Origin of the sequence: Streptosporangium pseudovulgare (genome assembly GCF_014648055.1) — a bacterium.
In the GTDB taxonomy this organism is placed as follows: Bacteria; Actinomycetota; Actinomycetes; order Streptosporangiales; family Streptosporangiaceae; genus Streptosporangium; species Streptosporangium pseudovulgare.
This window is the reverse complement of record NZ_BMQJ01000013.1, coordinates 254,799-279,038: the sequence shown is the minus strand read 5'-3', so window position 1 is coordinate 279,038 and position 24,240 is coordinate 254,799. Positions and strand designations below refer to the sequence as shown.

23 protein-coding genes and 1 pseudogene are annotated in these 24,240 nt (G+C 71.7%); 9 read left to right on the top strand and 15 right to left on the bottom strand.

Features of this window, described 5'->3' with window-relative positions:
- Positions 1–28: 28 nt before the first annotated feature.
- A complete protein-coding gene (locus IEZ10_RS25360) occupies positions 29–358 on the bottom strand; it encodes a LysR substrate-binding domain-containing protein (protein WP_268246368.1) in 330 nt (109 codons plus the stop codon).
- A gap of 42 nt (positions 359–400) precedes the next feature.
- Between IEZ10_RS25360 and IEZ10_RS39210 the strand changes: the two genes are divergently transcribed.
- Positions 401–637, top strand: a complete 237-nt coding sequence (locus IEZ10_RS39210) for a hypothetical protein (protein WP_229811633.1) — start codon at positions 401–403, stop codon at positions 635–637.
- A gap of 147 nt (positions 638–784) precedes the next feature.
- Positions 785–3,331, top strand: a complete 2,547-nt coding sequence (locus IEZ10_RS25350; RefSeq protein WP_229811632.1) for a glycosyl hydrolase family 18 protein — start codon at positions 785–787, stop codon at positions 3,329–3,331.
- Between the two features lie 221 nt (positions 3,332–3,552).
- Here the strand turns inward: IEZ10_RS25350 and IEZ10_RS25345 are convergent, their stop codons facing one another.
- Positions 3,553–3,984 (bottom strand): nuclear transport factor 2 family protein, encoded by a 432-nt coding sequence (locus IEZ10_RS25345; protein WP_189249003.1) that lies wholly within the window; start codon positions 3,982–3,984, stop codon positions 3,553–3,555.
- Positions 3,985–4,098: 114 nt separating this feature from the next.
- Here IEZ10_RS25345 and IEZ10_RS25340 point away from each other — a divergent pair.
- Positions 4,099–4,230: pseudogene (locus IEZ10_RS25340) on the top strand (IS701 family transposase); the annotation flags it as partial.
- Positions 4,231–4,289: 59 nt separating this feature from the next.
- Here the strand turns inward: IEZ10_RS25340 and IEZ10_RS25335 are convergent.
- A complete protein-coding gene (locus IEZ10_RS25335) occupies positions 4,290–5,462 on the bottom strand; it encodes an alpha/beta hydrolase (RefSeq protein WP_189249001.1) in 1,173 nt (390 codons plus the stop codon).
- A gap of 285 nt (positions 5,463–5,747) precedes the next feature.
- Between IEZ10_RS25335 and IEZ10_RS25330 the strand changes: the two genes are divergently transcribed.
- The 3 genes from IEZ10_RS25330 to IEZ10_RS25320 all read left to right on the top strand — a co-directional run bounded on the left by IEZ10_RS25330 (position 5,748) and on the right by IEZ10_RS25320 (position 8,891).
- Positions 5,748–6,872, top strand: a complete 1,125-nt coding sequence (locus tag IEZ10_RS25330) for a sensor histidine kinase (protein ID WP_229811631.1) — start codon at positions 5,748–5,750, stop codon at positions 6,870–6,872.
- Positions 6,860–7,513 carry a response regulator gene (locus tag IEZ10_RS25325; protein WP_189249000.1) on the top strand — a complete coding sequence of 218 codons (654 nt, stop codon included), beginning with the start codon at positions 6,860–6,862 and terminating at the stop codon, positions 7,511–7,513. Before IEZ10_RS25330 ends, IEZ10_RS25325 begins: the two co-directional genes overlap by 13 nt.
- Before the next feature lie 232 nt (positions 7,514–7,745).
- On the top strand, positions 7,746–8,891 hold the full coding sequence (locus IEZ10_RS25320) for a mandelate racemase/muconate lactonizing enzyme family protein (RefSeq protein WP_189248999.1): 1,146 nt from the start codon (positions 7,746–7,748) through the stop codon (positions 8,889–8,891).
- Between the two features lie 85 nt (positions 8,892–8,976).
- Here the strand turns inward: IEZ10_RS25320 and IEZ10_RS25315 are convergent, their stop codons facing one another.
- The 12 genes from IEZ10_RS25315 to IEZ10_RS25260 form a co-directional block, all read right to left on the bottom strand.
- Entirely contained in the window at positions 8,977–9,984 is a 1,008-nt protein-coding gene (locus tag IEZ10_RS25315) for a dihydrodipicolinate synthase family protein (RefSeq protein ID WP_189248998.1), read from the bottom strand.
- A gap of 1 nt (position 9,985) precedes the next feature.
- Positions 9,986–11,011 (bottom strand): NAD-dependent epimerase/dehydratase family protein, encoded by a 1,026-nt coding sequence (locus tag IEZ10_RS25310; protein ID WP_189248997.1) that lies wholly within the window; start codon positions 11,009–11,011, stop codon positions 9,986–9,988.
- 1 nt (position 11,012) lies between these two features.
- Positions 11,013–12,467: a beta-N-acetylhexosaminidase gene (locus tag IEZ10_RS25305; RefSeq protein WP_189248996.1), complete on the bottom strand. Its 1,455-nt coding sequence runs from the start codon at positions 12,465–12,467 to the stop codon at positions 11,013–11,015.
- Entirely contained in the window at positions 12,464–13,234 is a 771-nt protein-coding gene (locus IEZ10_RS25300) for a sugar phosphate isomerase/epimerase family protein (protein WP_189248995.1), read from the bottom strand. Before IEZ10_RS25300 ends, IEZ10_RS25305 begins: the two co-directional genes overlap by 4 nt.
- The gene (locus IEZ10_RS25295) at positions 13,231–14,238 is read right to left on the bottom strand and encodes a Gfo/Idh/MocA family protein (RefSeq protein WP_189248994.1); all 1,008 of its coding nucleotides are present in this window, start codon (positions 14,236–14,238) and stop codon (positions 13,231–13,233) included. Before IEZ10_RS25295 ends, IEZ10_RS25300 begins: the two co-directional genes overlap by 4 nt.
- A 29-nt stretch (positions 14,239–14,267) precedes the next feature.
- A complete protein-coding gene (locus IEZ10_RS25290; protein ID WP_189248993.1) occupies positions 14,268–15,080 on the bottom strand; it encodes a carbohydrate ABC transporter permease in 813 nt (270 codons plus the stop codon).
- Positions 15,073–15,999: a carbohydrate ABC transporter permease gene (locus IEZ10_RS25285; RefSeq protein ID WP_229811630.1), complete on the bottom strand. Its 927-nt coding sequence runs from the start codon at positions 15,997–15,999 to the stop codon at positions 15,073–15,075. Before IEZ10_RS25285 ends, IEZ10_RS25290 begins: the two co-directional genes overlap by 8 nt.
- 2 nt (positions 16,000–16,001) lie before the next feature.
- Complete coding sequence (locus tag IEZ10_RS25280) at positions 16,002–17,294, bottom strand: extracellular solute-binding protein (RefSeq protein ID WP_189248992.1); 1,293 nt, start codon at positions 17,292–17,294, stop codon at positions 16,002–16,004.
- Between the two features lie 49 nt (positions 17,295–17,343).
- A complete protein-coding gene (locus tag IEZ10_RS25275; RefSeq protein WP_229811629.1) occupies positions 17,344–18,459 on the bottom strand; it encodes a GntR family transcriptional regulator in 1,116 nt (371 codons plus the stop codon).
- A gap of 160 nt (positions 18,460–18,619) precedes the next feature.
- Positions 18,620–20,800 carry a fibronectin type III domain-containing protein gene (locus tag IEZ10_RS25270; RefSeq protein ID WP_189248990.1) on the bottom strand — a complete coding sequence of 727 codons (2,181 nt, stop codon included), beginning with the start codon at positions 20,798–20,800 and terminating at the stop codon, positions 18,620–18,622.
- A 460-nt stretch (positions 20,801–21,260) separates the two neighbouring features.
- Positions 21,261–21,650 (bottom strand): VOC family protein, encoded by a 390-nt coding sequence (locus IEZ10_RS25265; protein WP_189248989.1) that lies wholly within the window; start codon positions 21,648–21,650, stop codon positions 21,261–21,263.
- A 153-nt stretch (positions 21,651–21,803) separates the two neighbouring features.
- Entirely contained in the window at positions 21,804–22,451 is a 648-nt protein-coding gene (locus tag IEZ10_RS25260; RefSeq protein WP_189248988.1) for a winged helix-turn-helix transcriptional regulator, read from the bottom strand.
- A 111-nt stretch (positions 22,452–22,562) separates the two neighbouring features.
- On the opposite strand from IEZ10_RS25260, the gene IEZ10_RS25255 reads away from it, so the two are divergent.
- Genes IEZ10_RS25255 through IEZ10_RS25245 form a run of 3 tightly spaced genes read left to right on the top strand, consistent with a single transcriptional unit; the run spans position 22,563 to position 24,213 of the window.
- Positions 22,563–23,105: a dihydrofolate reductase family protein gene (locus IEZ10_RS25255; protein ID WP_189248987.1), complete on the top strand. Its 543-nt coding sequence runs from the start codon at positions 22,563–22,565 to the stop codon at positions 23,103–23,105.
- A 32-nt stretch (positions 23,106–23,137) separates the two neighbouring features.
- The gene (locus IEZ10_RS25250) at positions 23,138–23,971 is read left to right on the top strand and encodes an alpha/beta hydrolase (protein ID WP_189248986.1); all 834 of its coding nucleotides are present in this window, start codon (positions 23,138–23,140) and stop codon (positions 23,969–23,971) included.
- 32 nt (positions 23,972–24,003) lie between these two features.
- Positions 24,004–24,213: a DUF4287 domain-containing protein gene (locus IEZ10_RS25245; RefSeq protein ID WP_189248985.1), complete on the top strand. Its 210-nt coding sequence runs from the start codon at positions 24,004–24,006 to the stop codon at positions 24,211–24,213.
- The last annotated feature ends 27 nt before the right edge of the window (positions 24,214–24,240 follow it).

The window sequence follows — 24,240 nt, the reverse complement described above, 5'->3', positions numbered from 1 at the left end:
ACGGAGTCGATCCGGGACCGAGGGCCTTTCAGGCTCCGGGTGGTGAGCTCGATGAGGGTCGTCCTTCCCGTGGGAGGGCCTCCCAGGTGGCGGTGATGTCGCGGACGACATCACGCAGGAGGTCGATGAGCATGCCCGCGAGCGGTGTGAGGCCGGTGTCGGTTCTGGTCACGGCGTGGAGCCGGCGGTAGGGCCTGGGGTGGGCCGGTTCGCGATGGGTGGTGCCGGGCACATGGGTCAGGGCCAGGCGCGAGACCAGGGCCACCGCGATGCCTGTGCCGACGAGGGCCTGGGCGACGTCGTAGGACTCGGTCTCGAACCGCACGGTGGGGGTGAAGCCGGCTTCGCGGGCGGATATCTCACCGGCCTGATCACCACCCTCGGCAATCCCAAGGCGGGCGTGTTCGCCGTCTCGGTGCTGCCCCGGTTCGTGACCGCGGAAGGCCCGGGTTCCTGTCGACCGTCGCCCCTGGGAGTCCTGTGGGCGCTCGTCAGCGCCTCCTGGTACACGTTGCCCACCTGGGCCGTCAGCCGAGGGCGCGCCCTGGTGCCGCAGCCGGCCGTTCTGCGGGGACTCAGCGTGACCACCGGCGTCGTCCCGCTGGGGCCGGGCGCCGCGGTGGTGGCAGGCGTCTGAGGGCCGCATCGCCTCGCATCCCGCGTTCCCCGATCGTCCCACCGCTGTTTTGGGCCTTGTAGGAGCATCGGTGCGGAGTTAGCATCCGCCTAACTGTTAGTAAACTTTCCTAAAAGAAAGGGCTTCTACATGCGCCGATGTGTCTCCGTGCTGTTAGCCGCCGCCCTGGCATTTGCTTTCGCGGCCCTCGCCGTACCCGCTGAGGCCGCCGCCCGCCTCACCGCGGCCTTCACCCTGACCGGGACCCAGGGCAAGTTCGTGGTGAGCAACCCCAACCCGACCGCGGTCACCGGCTGGTCGATCGCCTTCGACCTGCCCGCCGGGGTCACCGTCAGCGGCGCCCAGAACGCCACCGCCTCCCAGACGGGAACGCGGGTCAAGCTGACCCCCGCCTTCTACATCAACACGGTGCGCGCCGGCGGCAACACCGAGCCCTACAGCCCCACGTTCACGCTCAGCGCCGCGGCCCAGCCCACGAGCTGCACGATCAACGGCGCCGACTGCGACGGCAGCGGTGATCCGCCTCCGCCTGACGCGCCCGTCACCGCGACCTACTCGGCCAACGGGACGCAGGGCAGGTTCGTGGTCAACAACAACACCGACGCCGCGCTCAACGGCTGGTCGATCACCTTCGACCTGCCCGCCGGGGTCACCGCGGGCAACGCCCAGAACGGCTCGCTCAGCCAGAGCGGACGTCAGGTCACGCTGAGCCCGGCCCACTACAACACGTCGGTGGCCGCGCACGGGTCCACCGAGCCGTACAGCCCCGCGTTCACGCTCAGCGCGTCCGCCGAACCGGCGAACTGCCGGATCAACGACGTGAGGTGCGACGGCTCGGCCGACACCCCGCCCGCCGCGCCGGGCAACCTGCGCTCACCGGTCAAGACCACCAAGACCGTGTCACTGGAGTGGGACGCCGCGACCCCGGGCAGCCTGCCCATCGTCGGCTACCAGATCTACAACGGCGCCGCCCTCGCCACGACGGTCACCGGGACGACGGCGACCCTCACCGGTCTGACCCCGAACACCGAGTACACCTTCACCGTCAAGACCAAGGACCGCAAGGGGACCCTCTCCCCCGCCAGTGCCGCGCTGAAGGTGACGACCAACAACGCAGGCGACGACACCCAGCCGCCCACCGCGCCCACCGGCCTGCGCAGCACCGGCAAGAACTCGTCGAGCGTCTCCCTCGCGTGGAACGCCTCCACCGACAACAAGGGCATCGCCGGATACGAGGTCTACACCGGGACGACCCTGGCCGCGACGGTGACCGGCACCTCGGCCACCGTGACCGGGCTGTCGCCGTCCACCGAGTACACCTTCACCGTCAGGGCCCGTGACCTGTACGACAACGTCTCGGCCGCCGGTGACGCGCTGAAGGTGAGCACCGACGACATCGTCGGCAGCGGCTACGCCAGAGTCGGCTACTTCGTGCAGTGGGGCATCTACGGCCGCCAGTACTTCGTGCGCAACCTCGACACGACCGGCGTCGCGGGCAAGCTGACGCACCTCAACTACGCCTTCGGCAACATCGACCCGGTGAACCTGACCTGCCTGCACGGCGTCACCAAGGGCACCACGGCCGACCCCCAGGATCCGAAACAGGGTGACGGCGCCGGTGACGCGGACGCCGACTACGGCAGGCCGATGAGCGCGGCCCAGTCGGTGGACGGCGTGGCCGACACCGGCTGGGAGAAGCTGCGCGGCAACTACAACCAACTGCGCAAGCTCAAGGCGAAGTACCCGAACCTCAAGGTGCTGATCTCGCTCGGCGGCTGGACCTACTCCAAGTACTTCTCCGACGTGGCCGCCACCGACGCCTCCCGCAAGAAGTTCGTGAGCTCCTGCATCGACATGTACATCAAGGGGAACCTGCCGGTCTACAACGCCGCGGGCGGCCCGGGAAGCGCCGCCGGGATCTTCGACGGCATCGACCTGGACTGGGAGTGGCCGGGCGCGGAGGGCCACGCCGGCAACCACATCGGCGCCAACGACAAGGCGAACAACACGCTGCTGATCGCCGAGTTCCGCAGGCAGCTCGACGCCCTGACCCAGGAGACCGGCAAGCGTTACCAGCTGACCGCGTTCACCCCGGCCGACCCGGCGAAGATAGCCGCCGGCTGGGACCTGCCCGAGGTCGCCAAGTCCCTGGACATCTTCAACGTGCAGGGCTACGACTTCCACGGCGCGGGGAGCGACAACTCCTGGGAGCCCAACCGCACCGGCCACCAGGGCAACCTGTACGCCGACACCGACGACCCCTACTCGTTCCACTTCAGCGTCGAGAACGCGGTCGACGTCTACCTTCGGGCCGGGGTGAACCCCCGCAAGATCACCGTCGGCCTCGCCTACTACGGGCGCGGCTGGCAGGGTGTCGCCGACGGCGGGAAATCCGGTGAGTGGCAGTCGGCCACCGGCGCCGCTCCCGGGCAGTTCCAGGAGGAGGCGGGCACCCGGGGCTACGCCAACCTGCTGGCGAGTGTGCCGGGGTGCACCGTCAAACACGACGAGCAGGCGGTCGCGACCTACTGCCACACCGGCAACGGCGGGCAGTGGTGGACCTTCGACGACGCGTGGTCGATCGGCAAGAAGACCGCCTGGCTGCGGAGCAAGGGCCTGCTCGGCGTAATGATCTGGGAGATGTCCGGCGACCCCGGAACTCTGACCACCGCGGTGGACGCGGGCCTGAGGTGAACCGGAGGCGGGAACCCGCGAACGCGGAGGAAGGGACAGCCGGAAGAAGCCGTGACACACGCGTGAAGTGAACCGTAGACGACCTCTTGGACGGGCCGCCCCCGCTGTGCCGCCGGGGCGGCCCGTAGGCGTGGTCACAGCGGTGGCGGCCGCCGCCGGTCAGGTGCGGCGCGGGTTCCGCGGCCCGGGTCCGGCTCGGCCGGCCGGGGTGTGCCGTCTCCTCACCTGGGGCGATGTGGTGGCGGTGCGGCCGGAGGCGGAGCGAGGACCTCGGCGATCAATTGGGTGTCGGTGTACTCGGTGATCTCGGCGACCTTGCCGCCGCGCATGACGAAAACCCAGCAGTAACGGTTGGGGTAGTCACGCCCTGACGCTGTGGCGCTGTGATTGCGGCCTTCGACGACAACTACGTCATCGTCGGCCACGAAGCGCTCGGCGCTGACGATGTTACGTCCGCCGAGCTGTTCCGCGAGCGGGCGGAGCAGTTCCTCCAGTACGGCACGCTTCCCCTCATAGGTGCGTGACCACGCGGTCTGCCCGATGATCGTCCAGCGGACGTCGTCGGCCAGGGCGTCGATGAAGGGCCGCCCGTTACCCTTCGCGGTCTCGGCGAAGACTCCCTGCAGAAACGCTCTGTTGTCGGCCTCGGACACCTTGGCGGACCTCCTAGTAATCCGGTAAGGCTTCGCGGTCTTCGTGGTGAGGTGGCATGGAGACGGCCATCGCGTGATCATTGGGAGTCTGTGAGGACAACCGAAGATCGCGTGATGGCCGCGGCTGACAGCGTGGACCCCGGAGGCTGGGTGGTCACCTTCAACGACCTGATGGGCCGGATCGCCGGTCGTTTCGGCCGCGTCGAGCCCCGTCGCACCGCCACCGCCTACGTTCGTGGGCTGCTGGACCGGCGCTGCCGCCACCGGCGCAGACTCAACCATGATCGTGAAGTGTCACTGGAGTACTAGCCGGCTACGGCTCGTCTTTCCTGTGATCTCACCCAGGCGGTGAAGCCCTCGATCGCGTCGACGAGTGCCTCGAAGCGGAGCGAGTGGTACAGGTCGAAGGCGTGGTTCCCGCCACGCAGCTCGGCGTAGACGACGGGGTTGGCCGAGGTCCGGCGTAGGCGGTCGGCGAATTGCCGGGCGTCGGTCACGGGCACCAGCGGGTCCAGATCGCCGTGGGCCACGAGGAACGGCGGTGCGTCCGGTGCGATGCGGGCCAGCGGCGAGGACTCGGGGCCCTGGCCGAAGTAGGCGCCGTACCAGCCGTTCAGGTAGATGGCGCCGGTCACGGAGGTGTCGGCGTCCTCGAAGCCCGGCTGGAAGGCGGGGTCGTTCTGGGTGAGCGCGGCCAGCGCCGCCATGTGCCCGCCCGCCGAACTGCCCGCGACGAACAGCGTCGACGGGTCGGCGCCGTACTCGTGGGCGTGCTCGCGCACCCAGGCGATGATCTTCTTGAGGTCGATCAGGTGGTCCGGGTGCTGGGCCTGGGGCCGTAGCCGGTAGTTGGCGCTGACGCACACCCATCCCCGACCGGCGAGGTGGTGGAGCAGGGGAAGTGACTGGCTGTTCTTGTGGCCCCCGGAGTAGCCGCCGCCGTGCAGGTGGATCATCACGGGCGCGCCGGACGGGCGCGAGCGGTGGTGGTAGAGGTCGAGCAGGTTGCGACGGCCCGCGTCGCCGTAGGCGAGATCGGCCACGCGCCGGACGTCCAGGCGGCGCCGGAAGATGGGCAGGAGCAGGACGCGGGCCAAAGGGGGACGGCGCCGCAGTCCGGCACTGAGGTCGGCGTCGATGGCGGCGCGCCACCCCGCGCCCAGCCCGACGTCCATCGCGCGCTCGATCCTGGCCCGCTCGCCCAGCGCGCGGTAGGCGATGACCGCGAGCCCGATCGCGGTCACGGCGGCCAGGGCGACGACCGCCCAGCCGCCCGCCGAGTCGATGTCACCCTCGGCGAACGCCAGCGCGGTCGGGAGCAGCAACAGCCAGAGGAAGGCCGCGAACGGCAGTTCGTTGGCGGCCAGGCCGAAGTAGTAGCTCGGGCGGCCGAGCGGGCGTGAGAACGGCACCGGCCGTAGCGCGAACAGCGTGCCGATCGCGACGAGCGCCACAGTGAACAGATACCCGACGGGCACCGAGCCTCCAAAGATCGAAATTCGGCACCGGGGCGTGACCGCCCAGGTGTGGTCAGAAGCAGCCGGGGCCTCGGCGAGGTCGGCGCTGCGGCGTTGCCACCGGCGGCGAGCGGGCGGACCCAGGGAGCGCAGGTGCGCGGCCGGAGGTGTTCACGTCGGCCATCCTTGCCCGGCCGGCCGGGTTGCCGCATCGGGCTCGTGGTCGTGCTTCACCCTTCCCCGGTGGGGTTCGGGTCCTCCTTTGGTAGGTGACGGCCACGCCGTGGCGACCACTAGCCTGAGCCGGTGAGTGAGAGGCGATCTCCGCGGTCCACGATCATGGTGAGTGCGATCCTCGGAGCGGGCGCGCTGACCTCCGCGATGCTGTGGGGGCAGGCCGGCGGACCCTTCGTGGGATTGGACGTCGTCGTCGCGGTGGTGAGCCTCGTCGCGATGCTCGCCCAGCTGCGGTGGCCGGTCCCCGGAGCGCTCGCCGCCACGCTCCTCGCGGTGATCTCCCCGGTGGCGACGCCGGCGGCGACGCTGGGGGCGATGCAGGTCGCTCAGCGCAGGCGGTTCGGCGTCGCTGCGGCGGTGGCGGCGGCGGGCATCGCGGCTCACCTGGTCCAGGCGCTGTGGCGGCCGAACTCCGGCATCTCCTTCGGATGGTGGCTGCCGCTGATCTGTGCCACGTACGGCGCCCTGCTCGGCTGGGGCGCGCTGGCCCGTTCCCGTCGAGCCCTGCTCATCTCGTTGCACGAGCGCGCCCGCCGCGCCGAGACCGAGCAGGGCCGGCGGATCGCCGAGGCGCGCATGGCCGAGCGCCGCACGCTCGCCCGGGAGATGCACGACGTGCTGGCCCACCGCCTGTCGCTGGTGGCCACCCACGCCGGGGCACTGGAATACCGCCCGGACTCCTCCCCCGACCAGCTCGCCCGGGCCGCCGGAGTGGTCCGCTCCGGAGTGCACCAGGCGCTGGAGGAGCTGCGCCAGGTGATCGGCCTGCTGCGTGAGGAGGACGACCTCCTGGACGAGCGGGAGCCCTGGCCCACTCTGGCCGACCTGCCCCGGCTGGTCGCCGAGGCGCGCGAGGCCGGCCAGGACGTACGCGTCAGCGACGAGACCGCCGGCGCCGTCCCGCCTCCCGCCGGAAGGACCGGCTACCGCGTCGTCCAGGAAGGGCTCACCAACGCCCGCAAGCACGCCCCAGGCCAGCCGGTGGAGGTGCTGCTGCGCGGTGCTCCCGGCACACCCCTGCTGATCACCGTCACCAACCCGATGCCGCCGCCGGGCGCGGCACCGGCCTCTCCCAGCAGTGGCACCGGGCTGGTCGGGCTCACCGAGCGAGTACGGCTGGCCGAGGGACAACTGGACCACCACAGCACCGGCGGACGGTTCCGGCTCCATGCCCGGCTACCATGGCCGGCATGATCCGCGTGCTCCTGGTCGACGACGACGCGCTGGTCCGCGCCGGGCTGGCCATGATGCTGGACGGCGCCGCCGGCATCACCGTCGTCGGCGAGGCGGCCGACGGACAGGAGGCCGTCACCGCCACCGACGCCCACGCCCCCGACGTCGTCCTCATGGACCTGCGGATGCCCCGCGTGGACGGCATCACCGCCACCCGCCGGCTCCGCGCCCGGGCCCGCCCGCCGGAGGTGATCGTGCTGACCACCTTCGACACCGACGAGAACATCCTGCACGCGCTGCGCGCCGGCGCCGGCGGGTTCCTGCTCAAGGACACCCCGCCGCCGCAGATCGTGGATGCGGTCATCCGGGTCGCCGCGGGAGACCCGATCCTGTCCCCGCGCGTCACCCGGCGGCTGATGGACCGCACCGTCGCCCAGGCCGGGGCCTACGAGCGGGCCCGCGCCGCGCTGGCCACCCTCACCCCCCGCGAGCACGAGGTGGCCCTCGCGATCGCTCAGGGCAGGGCGAACGCAGACATCGCCGCAGAACTCGCCATGGGCATCACGACTGCGAAAGCTCACGTCTCCAGCATCCTGACCAAGCTCGGCCTGGACAACCGCACCCAGATCGCGCTCCTCGCCCACGACGCCGGCCTCACCTGACCGGCCTGTGCCCACGGGAGCCGGGCGACAGCGGTGACGTCCGCCGGTTTCGGCCGGGACGGCGTCTCCGGCCGGTGCGCACCGGAAACGGTGCGGCCACCGCGTCGCCGAGCAGCACCGGCGGCCGGTCGCCATGAATTCATTCCGTTAATTCGCCCGCCATTTGCAGCATGCTAGATTCGGAGCGTCTAAATGCATAAAAGAGCATGAATTCCTCCCCCATTGGAGAAGCATGGAGTCGCTGGTCGTAGAACGGGTGGATGTATTCGTCGTTGAATTGCCGTCCATCCGGTCGTTCAGCATTTCCGGAGGAAGCGTCACCACGGCGGGAAAGCCCGCCGAGCGGGTTCTCGTCAAGGTGACGGCCGACGGGCGTACCGGCTGGGGGGAGGCGACGCCGACCCCCGCCTGGACCTACGAGACCGTGGAGTCGATCTCGACGACGATCGCCCGCTATCTCGCGCCCGCGCTGGTCGGACGACTCGCGTGGGATCTGGACGGCGCCTGCGCGGCCTACGAGAAGGTGATCAACCGCGGTCTGACGATCGGTTCCCCCATCGCCAAGTCCGCGCTCGACATCGCGCTGCACGACCTGCTCGGCCGGGCCCTCGGGGTCCCCGTCGGCGTGCTGTGGGGTCAGCGCCGCCTCGACCGGATCACGCTCGGCTGGATCGTGGCCGGCCAGACCCCCGACGAGGTACGGCAGGCGGTCGAGGAGGGGAGGGCGCAGGGCTATCACGCCTACAAGGTCAAGGTGGGCCTGCACGACGAGGCGACGGACGTCTCCGTCGTGGCGGCGGTCAGGGAGGCGGCCCCGGACGCGCCCATCTGGGTGGACGCGAACCAGGCGTACACCGTGGACGGCGCGCTGCGCATGGCGCGCAGGCTCGCCGACCTGGACGTGTCGGCGTTCGAGCAGCCGCTGCCGGCCAACGACCTCACCGGGCTGCGCAGGCTGCGCGACCACAGCCCCCTGCCGGTGGCGCTGGACGAGAGCCTGCGCCACCCCTCCGACCTGGCCACGTTCGTGAAGCTCGACGCGGTCGACATCGCCATCGCGAAAGTCCAGCGGTCGGGCGGTCTCACGCTCTCCCGCAGGCTGTGCCAGCTCGCCGAGGACGCGGGGCTGCGCATCATGGGGTCGGGGCTGACCGACACCGATCTGGGGTTCGCCGCCTCGCTGCACCTGTTCGCCGCGTTCGGCGTGGACACCCCGGTCGATCTCAACGGACGGCAGTTCGTCCGCTCGGCGTACGTCGGGGGGAGCACGGTGGAGGTCGTCGACGGCACGGCCCTGGTGCCCACCGGGCCGGGCCTCGGCGTCGAGGTGGACGAGGACGCGGTCCGCGCCCTCTCCACGGCGCACTGGAGCGTCTGACCGGCGGCGCACCACACCGCACCACGGTCGCGGCCCGGGGCCGGGGGACGCACTCCCCCGGCCCCGGGCCGCTGTTCATACGCGCTCAGCGCAGCCAGTCGTCCAGGCGGGCGGCGACGAAGTCGTCGTCCGACAGCCAGGGGTAGGCGGCGCGCACCCGGGCGATCTCCTCGGCCTGCCCCGGGGACAGCCCCTCCAGCGGGTCGAGGCACCAGGTGCCGGCCAGGAGGCCCTGCCCGCGCAGCACCTCGTGGACCCCGGCGATGCAGCCGCGGAAGCCGCCCGCCACGTCGAAGACGGCTCCGTTGGCGTCGATGAGGTCGGCGGCGCGGCCCAGCAGGGAACGGAGGACCTCGTCGTCCCCGGCCCAGGCCCGCCGTACCTCCTCGAACATGAGCACCGCCGCCCGGGTCCACACCGCCCATTGGCCGAGCAGCCCGCCGACGATGCGGCGCCCCGCGACGGGGGTGAGCAGGTCGGCCAGGATGTTGTCGTCGTTGCCGGTGTAGAGCGCGATGTCGTCGCCGCGCCCCGACGCCGCCACGGCCCGGACCACGTCGACCGTACGGTAACGGTCGAAGGGCGCCATCTTGATCGCCACCAGGGACTCCTGCTCGCTCAGCGAGCTCCAGAAGGACGGGCTGAGCCTGCGGCCGCCCACCGCCTCCTGGAGGTAGAAGCCGATGACGGGCAGCACCTCGCCCACGGCCCTGGCCCGCTCCAGCAGCTCCGGCTCGCCGGCGCCGGGCACCTTGGGCGACAGCAGCACGGCGTGGTAGCCCAGCGAGGCCGCGAGCTCCGCCTCGGCGACGGCCTGGGCGGTGTCGCCGCACGCGCCGGCGACCATGACGAAGGGCCGGTCCGTCTCCTTCGCCACCACCTCGGCGGAGATCTCCAGCACCGGCCGGAGCAGCCCCGCCTGGCGGATCTCGAACTGCGTCGTGTGCACCGCCACGGCCACGCCGCCCGCTCCCGAGGCGAGGTAGTAGCGGGTGAGCGCGCGCTGGCGGCGCTCGTCGAGCGTGCGCCCCTCGGTCAGCGCCAGCGGGTGGGCGGGGATGACCGTCCCCGCCCTGAGCAGGTCGATCGACATCTCAGAACCTCCCGTCGCGCACCGCGAACTTGGTCGGCTTCCCGGACAGGGGCAGCCCGCGTGACAGCCAGTCGGCCTGCCACGCGATCAGCGTGTCCAGCGGCACGTCCGGATAGCCGAACAGGCCGTGGCAGCGGGAGGCGTCGTTCAGCAGGGCGGTGCCGCTCTCCTCGCCGCTGAAGGCCGCCTCGACGCCGAGCGCGGCGGCGACCCGGGTCGCCGTGCGCCGCACCGAGGCGGTCTCCGGGCCGGTCAGGTTGAGCGTGAACGCCTCCGGGGCACGCGCGTGCCGCAGCGAGCGCAGCGCGACCTCGTTGGCGTACCCCTGCCACACGACGTTGACGTGCCCGGTGGTGACGTCGACCGGCTCGCCCGCGGCGACCGTGGCCGCGATGTCCGCGATCACGCCGTAGCGCAGGTCCACCGCGTAGTTGAGGCGCAGGATCGCGACCCGGGTGCCGTACACGGCGGCGGCGTGCTCGAAGATGCGTTCCCGGCCGAGGCAGCTCATCGCGTACTCGCCGACCGGTTCCGGCCGGTCGCCCTCCGCGCTCCCGCCGGAGGCCACGTCCACCAGCGGGTACACGTTGCCGGTGGAGAACGCCGCGATCGCCGAGTCGCGGTAGCGCCGGGCGACGGCGGCGGGCAGCGCCGCGTTGACCGCCCACGCCTGGTACGGCGCGGCCGACGTGCCGAACTTGGCCCCGACCATGAAGACGACGTTCGCCGCGTCGGGCAGCGCGGCGAGGTCGCCGTCGCCCATCAGGTCGTGGCGGACCACGTCGACGCCCTCGTCCGCCAGGGCCCGCGCCGCGTCGTCGTCCGACCAGCGCGACACGGCGTACACGCGGGCGGAACCCCGTCCCGCGGCGTCCAGCGCGCGCCGGGCCAGCCGGACCAGGCTCGGCCCCATCTTGCCGCCGGCGCCCAGCACGACGAGGTCGCCGTCCAGTTCGCCGGCATCGGTGACCAGTGCGGCCGAGGGGGTGGCCAGCCGGTCCTCGAGCTCCCGCTCGGATGTGAACATGTCACGCTCCTTCGTCGTGTGGCCGCCGGTAGCGCACGCCCAGCCGGTCGAGGAGCGGCAGGTGGGCGGTCAGCCGCCGGGTGAAGTCGCCGAGGTCCCGGCCGGAGGACCAGGCGGCTTCGGCGACGGCGCAGAGGCGGGGGAAGGCGTTGTAGTCGAGGCGTTCCCTCGTGGGGAGGTACTCGCCCCAGAGCTGCGCCTGCGTGCCGAGGACGGCCCCGCCGGCGTCGAATCCGTAGACGGTCTCCAGTGGAAGCGGCCCGGCGATGCTCACCGGCTCGCCAGGGGCGTCCGACTCGGCGTAGTCGAGGTAGGTGTGCGTGTGGGGCGCGGCGACCACCTCGTGTCCCGCCCGCAACGCCGCCTCGATCCGGTCCACGCCCCGCCAGGCCATGATCACCATGTCCTCGGGCGGGTCGTGGTCGAGCATGTCGTCCCAGGCCACCGCGCGGCGGCCGAGCCCGCGCAGGTGGTCGGCGAGGAGCCGGCCCCACCAGCCGTGCAGGGCCGCGGGGCCGGCGAGCCCGGCGTCCGCCACCCGCCGCGCGGCCTCGGGGCTGGTGGCCCACTCGTCGCCGCGGACCTCGTCCCCGCCGATGTGGACGAACCGGGACGGGAAGACGTCGCTCAGCTCGTCGAGCACGTCGCGGGCGAACCCGGCGGCGCGGTCGCCCACGTTGAGCACGTGCGAGGAGATCCCCCACGAGGTCCGCACCTCGACGGGCGTCGCGGACGGGTGGCCGAGCCAGGGACAGGCGGCGATCGCGGCCTGGGAGTGCCCGGGGAACTCGATCTCGGGGAGCACGGTCACGCCGCGCGCCGCCGCGTAGTCCACCAGGTCGCGCAGCTCCCGCTGGGTGTAGAAGCCGCCGTGCGGGGTCCCGTCGAACCTGCCCTCCCGCGCGTGCCCGGCCGGGGACTCGGCGCGGTGGGCGCCGATCTCGGTGAGCCGCGGGTGCCCGCGCACCTCGAACCGCCAGCCCTGGTCGTCGGTGAGGTGCAGGTGCAGGACGTTGAACTTGTGCAGCGACAGCAGGTCGACGTACGCGCGCAGGAAGGAGACCGGGCGCCACCAGCGGGCCACGTCGATCATGACGCCGCGCCACGCGTACCTGGGCACGTCGCGGACGGTGCCGCAGGGCACGCCGCCGGGGCCGTGGAGCTGGCGCAGCGTCTGGACGCCCCAGCGCAGTCCGGCGGCGCCCGCCGCGGCGATCACGGCCTCCTCCGGGGCGACGGTGAGGACGTACCCCTCCTCCCCGAGGGACGGGTCGGTCACGAGGCGGAGGACGATCTCCCCGGGGCCGTCGCCTCCCGCGTCCAGGCCGAGCAGGTCCCGCGCCGTCTCGGCGTGCGGGCCGCTCACCCGCGTGCCCCGGCCGAGCGGGAACCGCCCCTCCGCCGGATGCGACGAGCCGACCCGCGGGATCACCTGCGGGCTAACTCTGGAGGTCATCGCCCGAGCACCTCACGGAAGGCGGTGAGGGCCTCACCGATGGGCGGCGCGTCGGGGTACCAGGCGCGTTCCCATTCGAGCGCGAGGTAGCCGGAGTATCCGATGCGTTCGAGTTCGGCGAGCACGCCGGGCACCCCCACCGCGCCCCGGCCGGGCAGCACCGGCGCCAGTTCGGTGGGCGTCGCCGCGTCCTTGATCTGCACGTGCCTGAGGTACGGCGCCAGCGTGTCCGCGGTGGCGGCGACGGTCTCCCCCGCGCGCCACGGGTTGACCACGTCCCACAGCGCCCCGACCCGTGGCGAGCCGACCCCGGCGAGGACCCCGGCGATCGCCTCGCCGGTGAGGAAGACGTCGTGGGTCTCCAGCAGCACGTCGACACCGTTGTCCGGCAGCCGGTCCGCCACCTCCGCGAGCCTGCGGGTCGCGGCGGCGGCCGGATCGTCCTGCCCTTCGACCCCTCCGAAGACCCGCACGTACGGCGAGCCGAGCGCCTCGGCGATCTCGACGTGGCGCAGCACCTCGGCCACCGGGTCGCCGTCCGGCCGGGCCACGCGCGTGTAGGAGCAGACGGCGATGATCTCGACCCCGGCGGCGGCGAACGTGCGGGCCACCGCGCGCAGGTCGCCGGGGGGCGTCTCCGGCGAGACGATCTCACCGTCGGCGCAGCGCAGCTCCACTGCGGCGCAGCCGTACCGGGAGGCGGTGGCGATCACCTCGTCGGCGGAGGCGCCCGGCATGCCGAGCGTGCTGAACGCGAGCGGGTTCACATCTGTCCCTTCACTGTGACGGTGGAACCATGACGGGCGGACTCGTAGACGGCGAGGGCGACGTCCAGGACGGAGAGCGCGTACTCCGGCGTGACCTCGGGCGTGGTCCCCGTCGCGCAGGCCCGCGCGAAGTCGGCGAGCTGCGCGGCGAACGCCTTGGCCATCTCACCGGGTTCAGGTGCGGCGACCTGGGTGGCGACGCCGCCGCGGAAGGACCAGACGCCCTCGCCGCGGCTGATCCGTACCGCGCCCTCGCCGCACACGATCTCGGCCTCGTCGGTGAACGGCAGGCCGGTGCCGGTGACGGAGATCGTCGAGCGGGTGCCGTCGGCGTGCCGGGCCAGGGCCACCGCCTCCGTTTCCACCGATCCGCCGGCGGACCCGGCGATGTGGCCGGTGACCTCGACGATCGGCGAGCCGACGAGCATCTGGAGCTTGTCGATGCTGTGGGTGCCGACGTTGAGCACGATCCCGCCGCCGGCCATCTCCGCGTCGAGGAACCAGCGGGGCCGGGACGGGTCGGCGTAGTCGGCGGTGCGCCGTTCCGAGGCCACCACGACGTTGCCGAGCTCGCCCGAGGCGAGGAAGGCCGTGGCGGCGCGCAGCATCGGGACGAAGCGCAGGACGTGTCCGACCGCGCACACGACGCCGGCCGCGCGGCAGGCGTCGATCATGCGGACCGCGTCCTCGCGCGTGGTGGCGATCGGCTTCTCCACGAGCACGTGCAGCCCGGCCGCGGCGGCGTCCAGGGTGATCGGAGCGTGCAGGGCGTGCGGGACGGTGATCACGACCGCGTCGAGGCCGCCCGCGTCGATCATCGCCCGGTGGTCGGTGAAGACGCGGGCGCCGGCCTCCGCGGCCAGCTTCTCCGCCGCCTCGGCCCGCACGTCGCACACCGCGGCGATCTTCACCTGCCCGGCCGTCTGACGGGCGGCGGCCACGTGGAACTCCGCGATGGTGCCCGCACCGATGACGCCCAGGCGCAGCCCGGATGTTGTGGTCACGATTTCCTTTCTGGAACGGATGAGGATTCTCAGCCCTTGAGTCCCGCGGACATGGTTCCGCGGACGAAGTAACGCTGGGCCAGGACGAACACGACCAGCATCGGCAGCAGGCTCATCATCGCCGCGGCCGTGACGAGCTGGTCGTTCCCGACGAACTGCCCCTTGAGGCTCAGCACGCCGACCGGCAGCGTGTAGTTCTCGGGTGAGGTGAGATAGATGGTGGGTTCCAGCACGGCCTTCCACGACGTGGTGAAGGTGAAGACCGCGAGGGTGGCCAGGGCGGGCTTGGCCAGCGGGAGATGGATCCGCCAGAACACCTGCCAGGGGTTGGCCCCGTCGAGGCCCGCCGCCTCCTCGAAGTCCTGGGGGATGCCGAGGAACGTCTGCCGCATCAGGAAGATCCCGATGGGCGTGGCCAGCCAGTACGGCACGATGAGCGGCAGCAGGGAGTCCAGCCAGCCCAGCGAACGGAACAGCAGGAAGTTCGGGACGATCGTGATGACGGTCGGCAGCATCATGGTCCCGAGGGCCATGGTGAGCAGCGTCTGCTTGCCCGGCAGGCGCATCCTGGCCAGGGCGTGCCCGACCATGGCGCTGGTGAGCACGTTGCCGGCGACGGCGAGGACCGCGATCACGAGGCTGTTGACGAGGTAGAGCCCGAACGGGGTGCGCCGCCACACCTCCGCGTAGTTGTCCCACTGGACCGGGTCGGGGATCCACACCGGCGGGACCTGGATGTACTGCGCGAAGCTCTTGAGCGAGTTCCCGAGGGCCGCCGCGAACGGCAGCAGCATGACCACCGCGCCCGCGAGGACCAGCACGTAGGAAACGGTCTTACGCATAGTGCACCCATCTGCGCTGGAGCCGGAACTGCACCAGGGTGAGCGCGAGCACCATCACGAACAGCACCCACGCGATGGCCGAGGCGTAGCCCATCTGGAAGAACTGGAAGCCCTGCCGGTAGAGGTAGAGCACGGTCAGCTCGCTCGCGCCGTGCGGGCCGCCGTCGGTCATCACGAAGACCTGCTCGAACGACTGCAGCGTCTCGATGGAGGTGAGCACCAGCACCAGGAACGTGGTGCCGGAGATGCCCGGCAGGGTGATGTACCGGAACCGGTTCCAGGCCGACGCGCCGTCGATCTTCGCCGCCTCGTAGCGGTCCTCGGGGATGGCCTGGAGGCCCGCGAGGAAGAGCACCGTCATGTAGCCGACGCCCTTCCACACCGCGACCGCCGCGAGCGTGGGGATCACCAGCGCGGGATCCTGCAGCCAGTTCTCGGCGGGCAGCCCGAACAGGCCGAGCACCTGGTTGGCGATGCCCGTCTGCGGGTTGAAGACCGCGTCGGCGACGTACGCGACGACGACCCACGAGGAGACGACCGGGACGAAGTAGGCCGCGCGGAACAGGGCCATGCCGCGCAGCCGCTGGTTGAGCGCGATCGCCAGGGCCAGGGCCAGGGCCGTCTGGGTCGGCACGAACAGCACGGCGAAGTACGCGGTGTTGCCGAGCGTCCGCCAGAAGACCGGGTCGCCGAAGAGGCGGGTGAAGTTGTCGAACCCGACGAACTTCGGCGAGGACAGCAGGTCGTAGTCGGTCATGCTGAAGAACAGCGAGGCCAGCAGCGGCCAGGCGGCCAGCGCGACCAGGTGGAGGATGTAGGGCGAGGCGAAGGCGAACGCCCAGATCCGCTCGCCCGCGTGCCGTTTCCGGGCGGGTGGCCGCTGTTCGGCGGCCACCTTCCCGGTCTCTTCGGTGAGCACCGTCACTGCGTCTGCCCCGCGTAGAAGCGGTCGATGACCTCCTGGGCCTCCTTCTGGCCGGTCTGGAGCGCGGTGGCGACGGGCGTGGAGCCGGACAGCGCCTCGTTCATCCGCTTGGCCAGGGCCTCGGTGTACTCCGACCACACGGCGTTGGTGCCGAGGTCGGTGGCCTCGTCGAGCGATTCGAGGAACGCCTTGCCGCGGTCGGCGGGCAGGGCCGTGGTGGCGACCTTCTTGTTGATCGGGATCGCCTCGCCGAGCTCGGCCCACCTGCGCTGCGGCCCCTCGCCCGAGAAGAAGGTGATCCACTTCCACGCCGCGTCGGCCTGCGCCTGCGAGGCCGCCTTGCTGACCACCCACGAGTTGACGATCGCGACGTTGCCGCGGCCGGCCGGGCCCTTCGGCAGCGGCGCCACCCCGAAGTCGACGCCCGCACTCACCGCGGGCAGGGTACGGGCGTAGATCCCGTACGACATGGCGACCCGGCCGGTGGCGAACAGCGTGTGGACGACGCCCTTGCCCATGGCCTCGGTGGTCACGTAGTCGGGGGCGAAGCCGTCCTTGCCCATCGCGCCGAGCATCCAGTCGAGCGCGGCCGTGGACTGCGGGCTGTCGACGACCACCTTGCGGTTGCCGTCGGTGACGATGTCCCCGCCGAACGCCTTGATGATGGGCCACCAGCTCTCGGTGAAGCCCGGCGAGTACGCGCGGAAGCCGTACGTGTCGGGCTTGCCGTCGCCGTTGGTGTCCTTGGTGAGCTTCTTGGCCGCCGCGGCGAGGTCCTCGTAGGTCCAGTCGGCCGTCGGCTCGGCGACCTTCGCCTCGGCGAACATCTTCTTGTTGTAGAAGAGCACCGGGGTCTGGGCGCCCTGCGGGAAGCCGTAGACCCGGCCCTGGGCGTCCTTGTTCAGCTCGATGCCGGAGTAGTCGGCGGCGTTGACGGCCTTGACCCGGTCGGTCAGGTCGGCGAGGGCGCCCCGCGCGGCGAACTCCTGCACGAGCACGCCGTCGGACAGCCACACCTGCGGGGCCTGACCGCCGGCGATCTGGGTCCTGAGCCGCTCGAAGAACTTGACGTACGGCGCGACCTCGAGCTGCACCTTGATCGACGGGTTGGCGGCCGTGAACTCCTTGACGAGTTCCCGCATGGTCGTGTCGGCCTTGTCTCCGGCGGCGGCGTAGAAGCCGAGCTTCAGGGTGACCGCCCCGGAGTCGTCGGCCGAGCCGCCACATGACGCCGTGCCTGCCATGGTGAGGACGGCCACCGCGGCGGCGGCGAGCATGCGCACTCTCATTGGGTCCTCCAGAACAAAGGGGGAAGGGGGGTGAGGATGACGGCCGGCGTCACATCGGGACGCGGACCTCGACGAGGCTGCCGGAGGCGGCTCCGCAGGAGGCCCGTACGGCCAGGCGGGGCTGTAGCACGACCCGGCAGACCGGGGCGACGGGGCCGAGCTCGATCCGGCGGAGCAGCAGCTCGGTCGCCATGCGGCCCACCTCGGCCTTGGGGGGCGACACCGCGGTGAGCGGCACCTCGGACAGATCGGCGACCTCGTCGTCGTAGGCGACCACGGCGATGTCGTCGGGCACGGTGAGGCCGACCCGGCGCAGGTAGGGCAGAAGTGTGGTCGCCTCGCGGTCGCCGAGGCACACCACCGCGCGCACCTTCTCCGTGACCAGCGAGTTGGCGTACGCGAGCATGTCGGTCCCGGTCCAGACGGGCTGCCTTGCCACGGCCTCCGGGATCTCCGGAAGCCCCAGGTCGGCGATGGCCTGGCGGTATCCCGCGAAGACCTGCTCCGAACTGGCGGTGCCGAGCCGGCCGAGGTAGCCGATCCGGCTCCGGCCGAGCCGGCTGAGGTGCTGGACCGCGGCGTAGCCGCCGCCGTGCACGTCGGTGCAGACGTACGAGGTCGGGTCGGCCGGGCGGGGGTCGGCCGGCCGCCGCTCCACCAGCACGTACGGCACCGGCAGCTCGCGCAGGCGGGCCAGGTGCGCGTCGGGGTCGGCGGCGAGGTGCAGGTTGGGCACCAGCAGCAGACCGGAGACTCCGACGTCGACGAGCTGCTGGATCTGCGCCGGCTCGACGTCGGGGTCGTAGTTGGAGCACGCGAGCACGAGCTGCACTCCGGCGGCGGTGGCCGCCCGCTCGATGCCCTGGACGACCTGGGGGAAGTAGTAGGTGTTCGACGGGACGAGCACGCCGATCAGGCGTGGCTTGGCCCCGGCGGCGACGGAGGCGGTCACGAACGTGCCCGACCCCTGACGGCGCCGGACGAGTCCCTCCTCGACCAGGAGGTCGACCGCGCGGCGCACGGTGTTCACCCCGACCGCGTAGGTCTGCGCCAGCTCGGCCTCGGTCGGCAGTCTGCCGCCGACCGGCCAGCGGCCCTGCACGATCTCCTGCCGCAGGCGTGCCGCGAGGGTGCGGAACCTTCTCCCCCTTGGGAGAGAATTCATTCCATCGAGTGGCTCCATAACGGGATTCTTCTCGCCAAACAGGAGCAATGTCAATGCTAAATTCATCCCTTGTTTGTCACCTGAAAGGAATGAATTCAACCCCTAAGGCATGGCGAAAGGGCCGCCTCCGGCGGGAGGCGGCCCTTCGGCGGAGCCGGCGTCACCAGCGGACGGTGACTCCCCTGCCCCGGTCATAGGCGCCGGCCCAGTAGTGGCCGGCGGCGGTCAGCCGATGACCGGCGAAGCCGACCTCGCCGGTCGGCTGCTTCAGCGCCTCCGACGTCGCGGTGGCCCAGCCGTCGGCGTTCGCGGTCACCGTCACGTAGCGTCCGGCGGAGAAGGTGAAGCGCCCGCGTACCGTGGCGGCCACCGGCCGCCCGGTCTCCTCGTCCACGACCCGCAGCCGCACCCGCGCCGCGCCGCCCTCCAGGGTGACGGTCATCGACTCCACGACCATGGGACGCAGGCCGGTGGCGCCGGTCGTCACGGTGACCGGATCGGACGCGGGACCGCGGTGTCCGGCCACATCCACGGGCACGATCCGGTAGTGGTAGGTGGTGCCGGGCAGCAGCCCGGCGTCGGTGTGGGTGAGGCCGCGCGCCCTGCCGGCGAGCGTGCCGGGGCCGGGGGTGAAGTCCGGCTCCGCCGACCGGTGCACCTCGTAGAAGTCGACCTCGGTGTCGTCGCGCGCCCGCCCGTAGGTCAGGTCGACCGTGGCGTGGTCGAACGCGACGGCCTTCGGCGGCGACCCGACGCCCGTGGGCGGCCCGGAGTCGGCGGGAGGCTCGGGCCATCGCGCCGAGGGACCCCAGATCGTGGGCAGCTCCCGGTAGGAGTCGTAGTGGTGCAGCGCCACCCCGGCGAAGGCGGAGCGGCCGGAGAACGCCTGGTAGACCTTCGCCAGCTCCGTCTCCAGCGCGTCCCGGCCCTCCTCGCGGAAGGTGATGCTGGACGGGTCGCCGCTGGTCGCGATGTCCAGCGTCTCCACCCCCACCACCACGGAGAGCGGCTTGCCGATCCGCTCGGCATAGGCGATCTCACCGGCCGCCTGCGCGATGATGCCGACGCCGCCGTCCGCCTGGTCGCGGTAGTCCATGATCGCGATGTAGTCGCTGATGTCCTGGATGTGCTCGGACATGGCGCGGGTGGTCCCGCCGTACGGGATGTCCGTGCAGCAGGCGGAGGTGTCCAGCCAGCGGGGTACGGCGGGGCCGAACAGCAGGGGCTGCCCGGACGCGTCCCGGCGCGCGATCATCGCGCGGAGGGTGTCCAGCCACTGGATCTGCACGTCGGGCTTGGCGCTGTTGAACCAGGGCAGGCTGTACGGCTCGATGTCGACGTTGATCCCGTCGAACCGCTCGGCCGGCTTCGAGGAGAAGTTGTAGTCGAGGACCCGCTCCATCTCCCCGACGGCGCGGTCGCGATACCGGGAGAGCGCGCCGAGGTAGGGCGGGCGCGTCCCGCCGGCCACCGTGGCGTGCACCTTCATCCCCCGGCGGTGCGCCCAGGCCACGAGGTCGCGCAGTTCGGGACGCGCGTCCTCGATCATGTCGCGCCCCGCGTACGTGTCCACGCCCAGGTACATGGTCGAGCCGGGCGGGAGAACGGTCTCCAGCAGGCGGCGCGACCCGGGGTTGAGCACCAGGTTGTAGGACGCCTTCTCCCAGATCCACATCGCCCGGTCCTGCCGGTGCGGCACCGGGCGCTCCTTCTTCGCCGCGCCGAACGCCACGTACCTGCTGGCCGACCTGGAGACGTGTCCGCGCGCGTCGGTCGCCTCCGCCTCCAGGCTCGCCATGACGTCGCCGTACTCCGCCGGTTTCACCAGCGCGACGTACCGCCCCCTGGCGCCGGCGGCGCGCTGCCAGGGGCCGCCGTTGACCCGGACCCGCACCGAGCGCACGTCCGCCCCGGCGACGTCGATCCGCACCGGCGTGGGCCGGGTGAGCCGCGCCCCGTCGGCGGGCTCGGAGATCGACACCTCGGGCGCCCTGGCCCGCGGGTTGTCCACCCGCAGGGTGAGCGGCTCCGACCACGTGCCGTACCGCGTCTCCGCGGCCGTCGCCTTGGCGTAGACCTCGATCTCGCCGTCCATCGCGCCGGTGTCCAGGTCGTACGACCACGTCCCGCTGTCGTCGGCGTCCGGGTCGCTCACCCTGGCGCGCTCGATCCGCTCGCCGTTCACCACGACGGACACGTCGTACGCCCCGGTGAAGCGCCCGGCGAGCCGTACGACGCCGGGGGCGGCCTCGGAGGAGTCGATCACCACCGACGGCGGGTCCGCCGCGCGGGCGGCGGCCGGGACCGCCGTGACGACCGGCACGGCCGCCACGGTGAGCATGAGCGCGCCGACGATCCTCGACAGCCCCGCATGCCCGCCTTCTCCGGTCCTCGGAGGGAGCGGCTTCCCGCCTCCCCCGGCCGGGGTGGGCGACGGACGGGCCCTGCCCGTTCCGGGCGCGGGAACCGGACCAGGGAAGCGTTTTCCCCGCCGGGTGAACCCGGCGGTCCTCTTGCTGGCTCTGATGGAAGCCACCTCCATAGGAATGAATTAACACCGGATTACGAAATATCCGGACAGTGGATCCGTGAGATGGCGAAACAATAGCCCCGAAGCAAGGGAAGAAAAATGGCATGAATTCCCGCCCCGCGCCACCAGGCCCCGCTCCCCTTCCGTGACCCGGAGGTCGCCGACGACGAGGACCGACGGCCGGCACACCGGACGCCGGCAGGTCTCGCGTGGCCGGACGCCGTCCGGCCGGGGGCGGGGAGGGAGGCGTCCGCCCCCGTCCGCCGCGAATTCAGTCGGGGATGGGGCGGAGCCGGGCGCGCAGGAGGCAGAACTCGTTGCCTTCCGGGTCGGCCAGGACGTGCCAGCTCTCGGCGCCGGTCTGGCCGACGTCGGCGGGTTTGGCCCCGAGGGCGAGCAGCCGCTCCAGCTCGGCGTCCTGGTCGCGGTCGGTGGGGTTGACGTCGATGTGCAGCGGGAGCTTCCCGGTCCGCGGGGCGCTGCTGGGGCTGAGGACGAGGGTGGGCTGCGGCCCGCCGAAGCCGGCGTCGGGCGGCCCGATCTCGATGCTCCCGTCGTCCTCCCTGCCGAGTTCGGCGTAGCCGAGGACCTCGCTCCAGAACACGGCGAGCCGCTCGGGGTCGGCGGCGTCGATGACCAGCTCGCTGATGCGGCATGCCATGCCCGTGAGTGTACGCGGAGGACCCGAGAGTCGATCATCGGCCACGCGCTCCGCCCGCGGCCGGGATGCGACGCGACCCGCTCCGCGCGGACGGCCCCGGCCAGGTGGCCGGGGCCGTCCGCGATCGGCCTCGGCACCTCGCCGGGTGGCCGGTCAGAAGCGGAACGTCTCGACGAACCGGTGGAGCAGCGCGGGATCGCCCTCCACCCGCACGCTGCCGTCGGCGAGTGCTTCGTCCGGGGTCTTGACGCCCGTCATCAGAGCGTGGATCCCCTGGTCGTTCAGCCTCTCGACGACCAGGTCCGGGGCGGGGTGCGGGCCGATGCCGACCGTGAGCGCCCCGGCGGTGATCTGTATGCGGAGGGTGAACTCACCCATGCGGACCTCGTAGCCGACCGTGGCGTCCTGGTTCGCCTCCGGCCGGTAGGTGGTCCGGAAGGCCATGGCCACCGACTCGGCGGTGACGACCTCGCCGGCGCGTGGCTCGGTCATGGTCCGGGAGCCCCAGCGGCCGAGCGCGATCAGGGCCGGTTCGAGGTCGCGCCCGTGGTCGGTGAGCTCGTAGACGACCGAGCGCTCGGGATGGGGCAGCGCGCGGCGGAGGACCAGCCCGGCCTCTTCGAGCTGTTTGAGGCGGGCCGACAGGATGTTGGTCGGGATGGAGGACAGGCCCCTGCGCAGGTCGGTGTAGCGCTGGGGCCCGGACAGCAGGTTGCGGACGATCAGCAGGGTCCAGCGTTCGCCGACCATCTCCAGCGCGCGGGCCAGGCCGCAGAACTGTCCGTACTCACGAACCGTCATGGGCACATCCTACAGCGACCTTCAGTTGACAAACCATGCTTGCAAAAGACAAGCTTGCTGCTCGTTCCGCCATATGGCCGGTCCACCCGGTGACTTTCGAGGAGTGATCGCATGACGGCGCGGAAGATCGCGGCCGGGCTGTTCGTCTCACTGGACGGCGTGGTGGAGGCGCCCGAGACGTGGCACTTCCCCTATCTGAACGAGGAGATGGGGGCGGCGGTCGGCCAGATGTACGCCGAGGCCGACACCCTGCTGCTGGGGAGAGTGACCTACGAGGCGTTCGCCGCCGTCTGGCCGCACCGGACCGGCGAGATGGCCGATGCGATCAACGGCATCCGCAAACTGGTCGCCTCCACCACGCTCACCGAGGTCGGCTGGACCAACGCGACCCTCATCAAGGGTGACGTCGTCGCCACGGTGAAAGAACTCAAGGGGCGGCCCGGCGGCACGATCTCGGTGGCGGGCAGCATCAGCCTGATCCGCGCCCTGCTCGGGGCCGGGCTTCTGGACGAGCTGCGCCTGCTGGTTCACCCCCTGGTGGTCGGCGCCGGGCAGCGTCTGTTCCCCGACGGCACCGCGCCCGTGCCTCTCAAGCTCGCCCGGTCGGTCACCTTCGCCACCGGTGTGCTCGACCTGACCTACCAGCCCACCTGACCGCTCCGCCATACGAAATGGAAGACATCACGATGAACGACGTTCAGATCAGGACATTCCAGGTCCCCGGCGCCCGCCTGCACTACGAGGTCCGGGGAACCGGGCCGTTGCTGTTGATGATCCCCGGCGCACCCGCCGACGCCGGAGCGCTGGCCGGGCTCGCCGCGTGCCTTTCCGACCGCTACACCGTCGTCACCTACGACCAGCGCGGCCTGTCCCGCAGCGTCCTGACCGAACCGCCCGCCGACCAGGACGTCGCGGTCTTCAGCGACGACGCTCACCGCCTGCTGGCCGCCCTGGGTGACGAGCCGGCCTACGTGCTGGGCAACAGCGGCGGCGCGCTCACCGCCCTTGACCTGGCCGCACGCCACCCCGAACGGGTGCGCGCCCTGGTCGTGCACGAGCCGCCGCTCCCCGAACTGCTTCCCGACCGCGAGCGCTGGCGGGCGGTGTTCCAGGACGTGTACGACACCTACCGCGACCAGGGCGCGGGCATGGCGATGGGCAGGTTCATCGCCACCGTCGAAGGGGACGGTGCCGCGCCTCCCGCGATGCCCGACCCCTCGCAGATGCCGCCCGAGGCGCTGGAGATGATGGGCCGCATCCAGGGCAACCTCGACCACTTCCTGGCCCACGTGCTGCTGCCCGTGCTGCGCTTCGAGCCCGACATCGCCGCACTGCGTTCCGGTCCCGTACCGGTCACCGTCGGCGTCGGAGCGGCCTCGGGGGACGGCGTTCCCGCGCTGTCGGCCCGGGTGCTGGCCGAACGGCTCGGCGTCGAACCGCTCGTCTTCCCCGGAGACCACCAGGGCCTGGCCACCGACGCCGCCACCGGCGCCGAGATCATCCACAAGACCCTCGCCTGACCCCCACCACCATCAGAACGGAGTTCCGCGACATGACCGCACCGGCCAAGGGCGATCCCTCCAGCTACTTCCCCGCCATCGAGAAGAGGTACGGGCGCCCGGTCCAGGAATGGATCGACCTCATCGGCTCCTCCCCCCTGACCAGGCACATGGAACTCGTCGGCTGGCTCAAGTCCGAGCACGGCCTCGGGCACGGCCACGCCAACGCACTGGTCGCCCACACCCTCGCCGGCGGGAGATGAGCCGGCCGCATGGGAACCGGGCACCGT

Bases quoted from the DNA above. Each gene is read 5' to 3' on its own strand.
- IEZ10_RS25250 (WP_189248986.1), top strand. From the start codon at position 23,138: ATGAACGACGTTCAGATCAGGACATTCCAGGTCCCCGGCGCCCGCCTG.
- IEZ10_RS25245 (WP_189248985.1), top strand. From the start codon at position 24,004: ATGACCGCACCGGCCAAGGGCGATCCCTCCAGCTACTTCCCCGCCATC.
- IEZ10_RS25320 (WP_189248999.1), top strand. From the start codon at position 7,746: ATGGAGTCGCTGGTCGTAGAACGGGTGGATGTATTCGTCGTTGAATTG.
- IEZ10_RS25270 (WP_189248990.1), bottom strand. From the start codon at position 20,800: ATGCTCACCGTGGCGGCCGTGCCGGTCGTCACGGCGGTCCCGGCCGCC.
- IEZ10_RS25310 (WP_189248997.1), bottom strand. From the start codon at position 11,011: ATGTTCACATCCGAGCGGGAGCTCGAGGACCGGCTGGCCACCCCCTCG.
- IEZ10_RS25265 (WP_189248989.1), bottom strand. From the start codon at position 21,650: ATGGCATGCCGCATCAGCGAGCTGGTCATCGACGCCGCCGACCCCGAG.
- IEZ10_RS25315 (WP_189248998.1), bottom strand. From the start codon at position 9,984: ATGTCGATCGACCTGCTCAGGGCGGGGACGGTCATCCCCGCCCACCCG.
- IEZ10_RS25305 (WP_189248996.1), bottom strand. From the start codon at position 12,467: ATGACCTCCAGAGTTAGCCCGCAGGTGATCCCGCGGGTCGGCTCGTCG.
- IEZ10_RS25260 (WP_189248988.1), bottom strand. From the start codon at position 22,451: ATGACGGTTCGTGAGTACGGACAGTTCTGCGGCCTGGCCCGCGCGCTG.
- IEZ10_RS25275 (WP_229811629.1), bottom strand. From the start codon at position 18,459: ATGAATTCTCTCCCAAGGGGGAGAAGGTTCCGCACCCTCGCGGCACGC.
- IEZ10_RS25280 (WP_189248992.1), bottom strand. From the start codon at position 17,294: ATGAGAGTGCGCATGCTCGCCGCCGCCGCGGTGGCCGTCCTCACCATG.
- IEZ10_RS25290 (WP_189248993.1), bottom strand. From the start codon at position 15,080: ATGCGTAAGACCGTTTCCTACGTGCTGGTCCTCGCGGGCGCGGTGGTC.
- IEZ10_RS25325 (WP_189249000.1), top strand. From the start codon at position 6,860: ATGGCCGGCATGATCCGCGTGCTCCTGGTCGACGACGACGCGCTGGTC.
- IEZ10_RS25255 (WP_189248987.1), top strand. From the start codon at position 22,563: ATGACGGCGCGGAAGATCGCGGCCGGGCTGTTCGTCTCACTGGACGGC.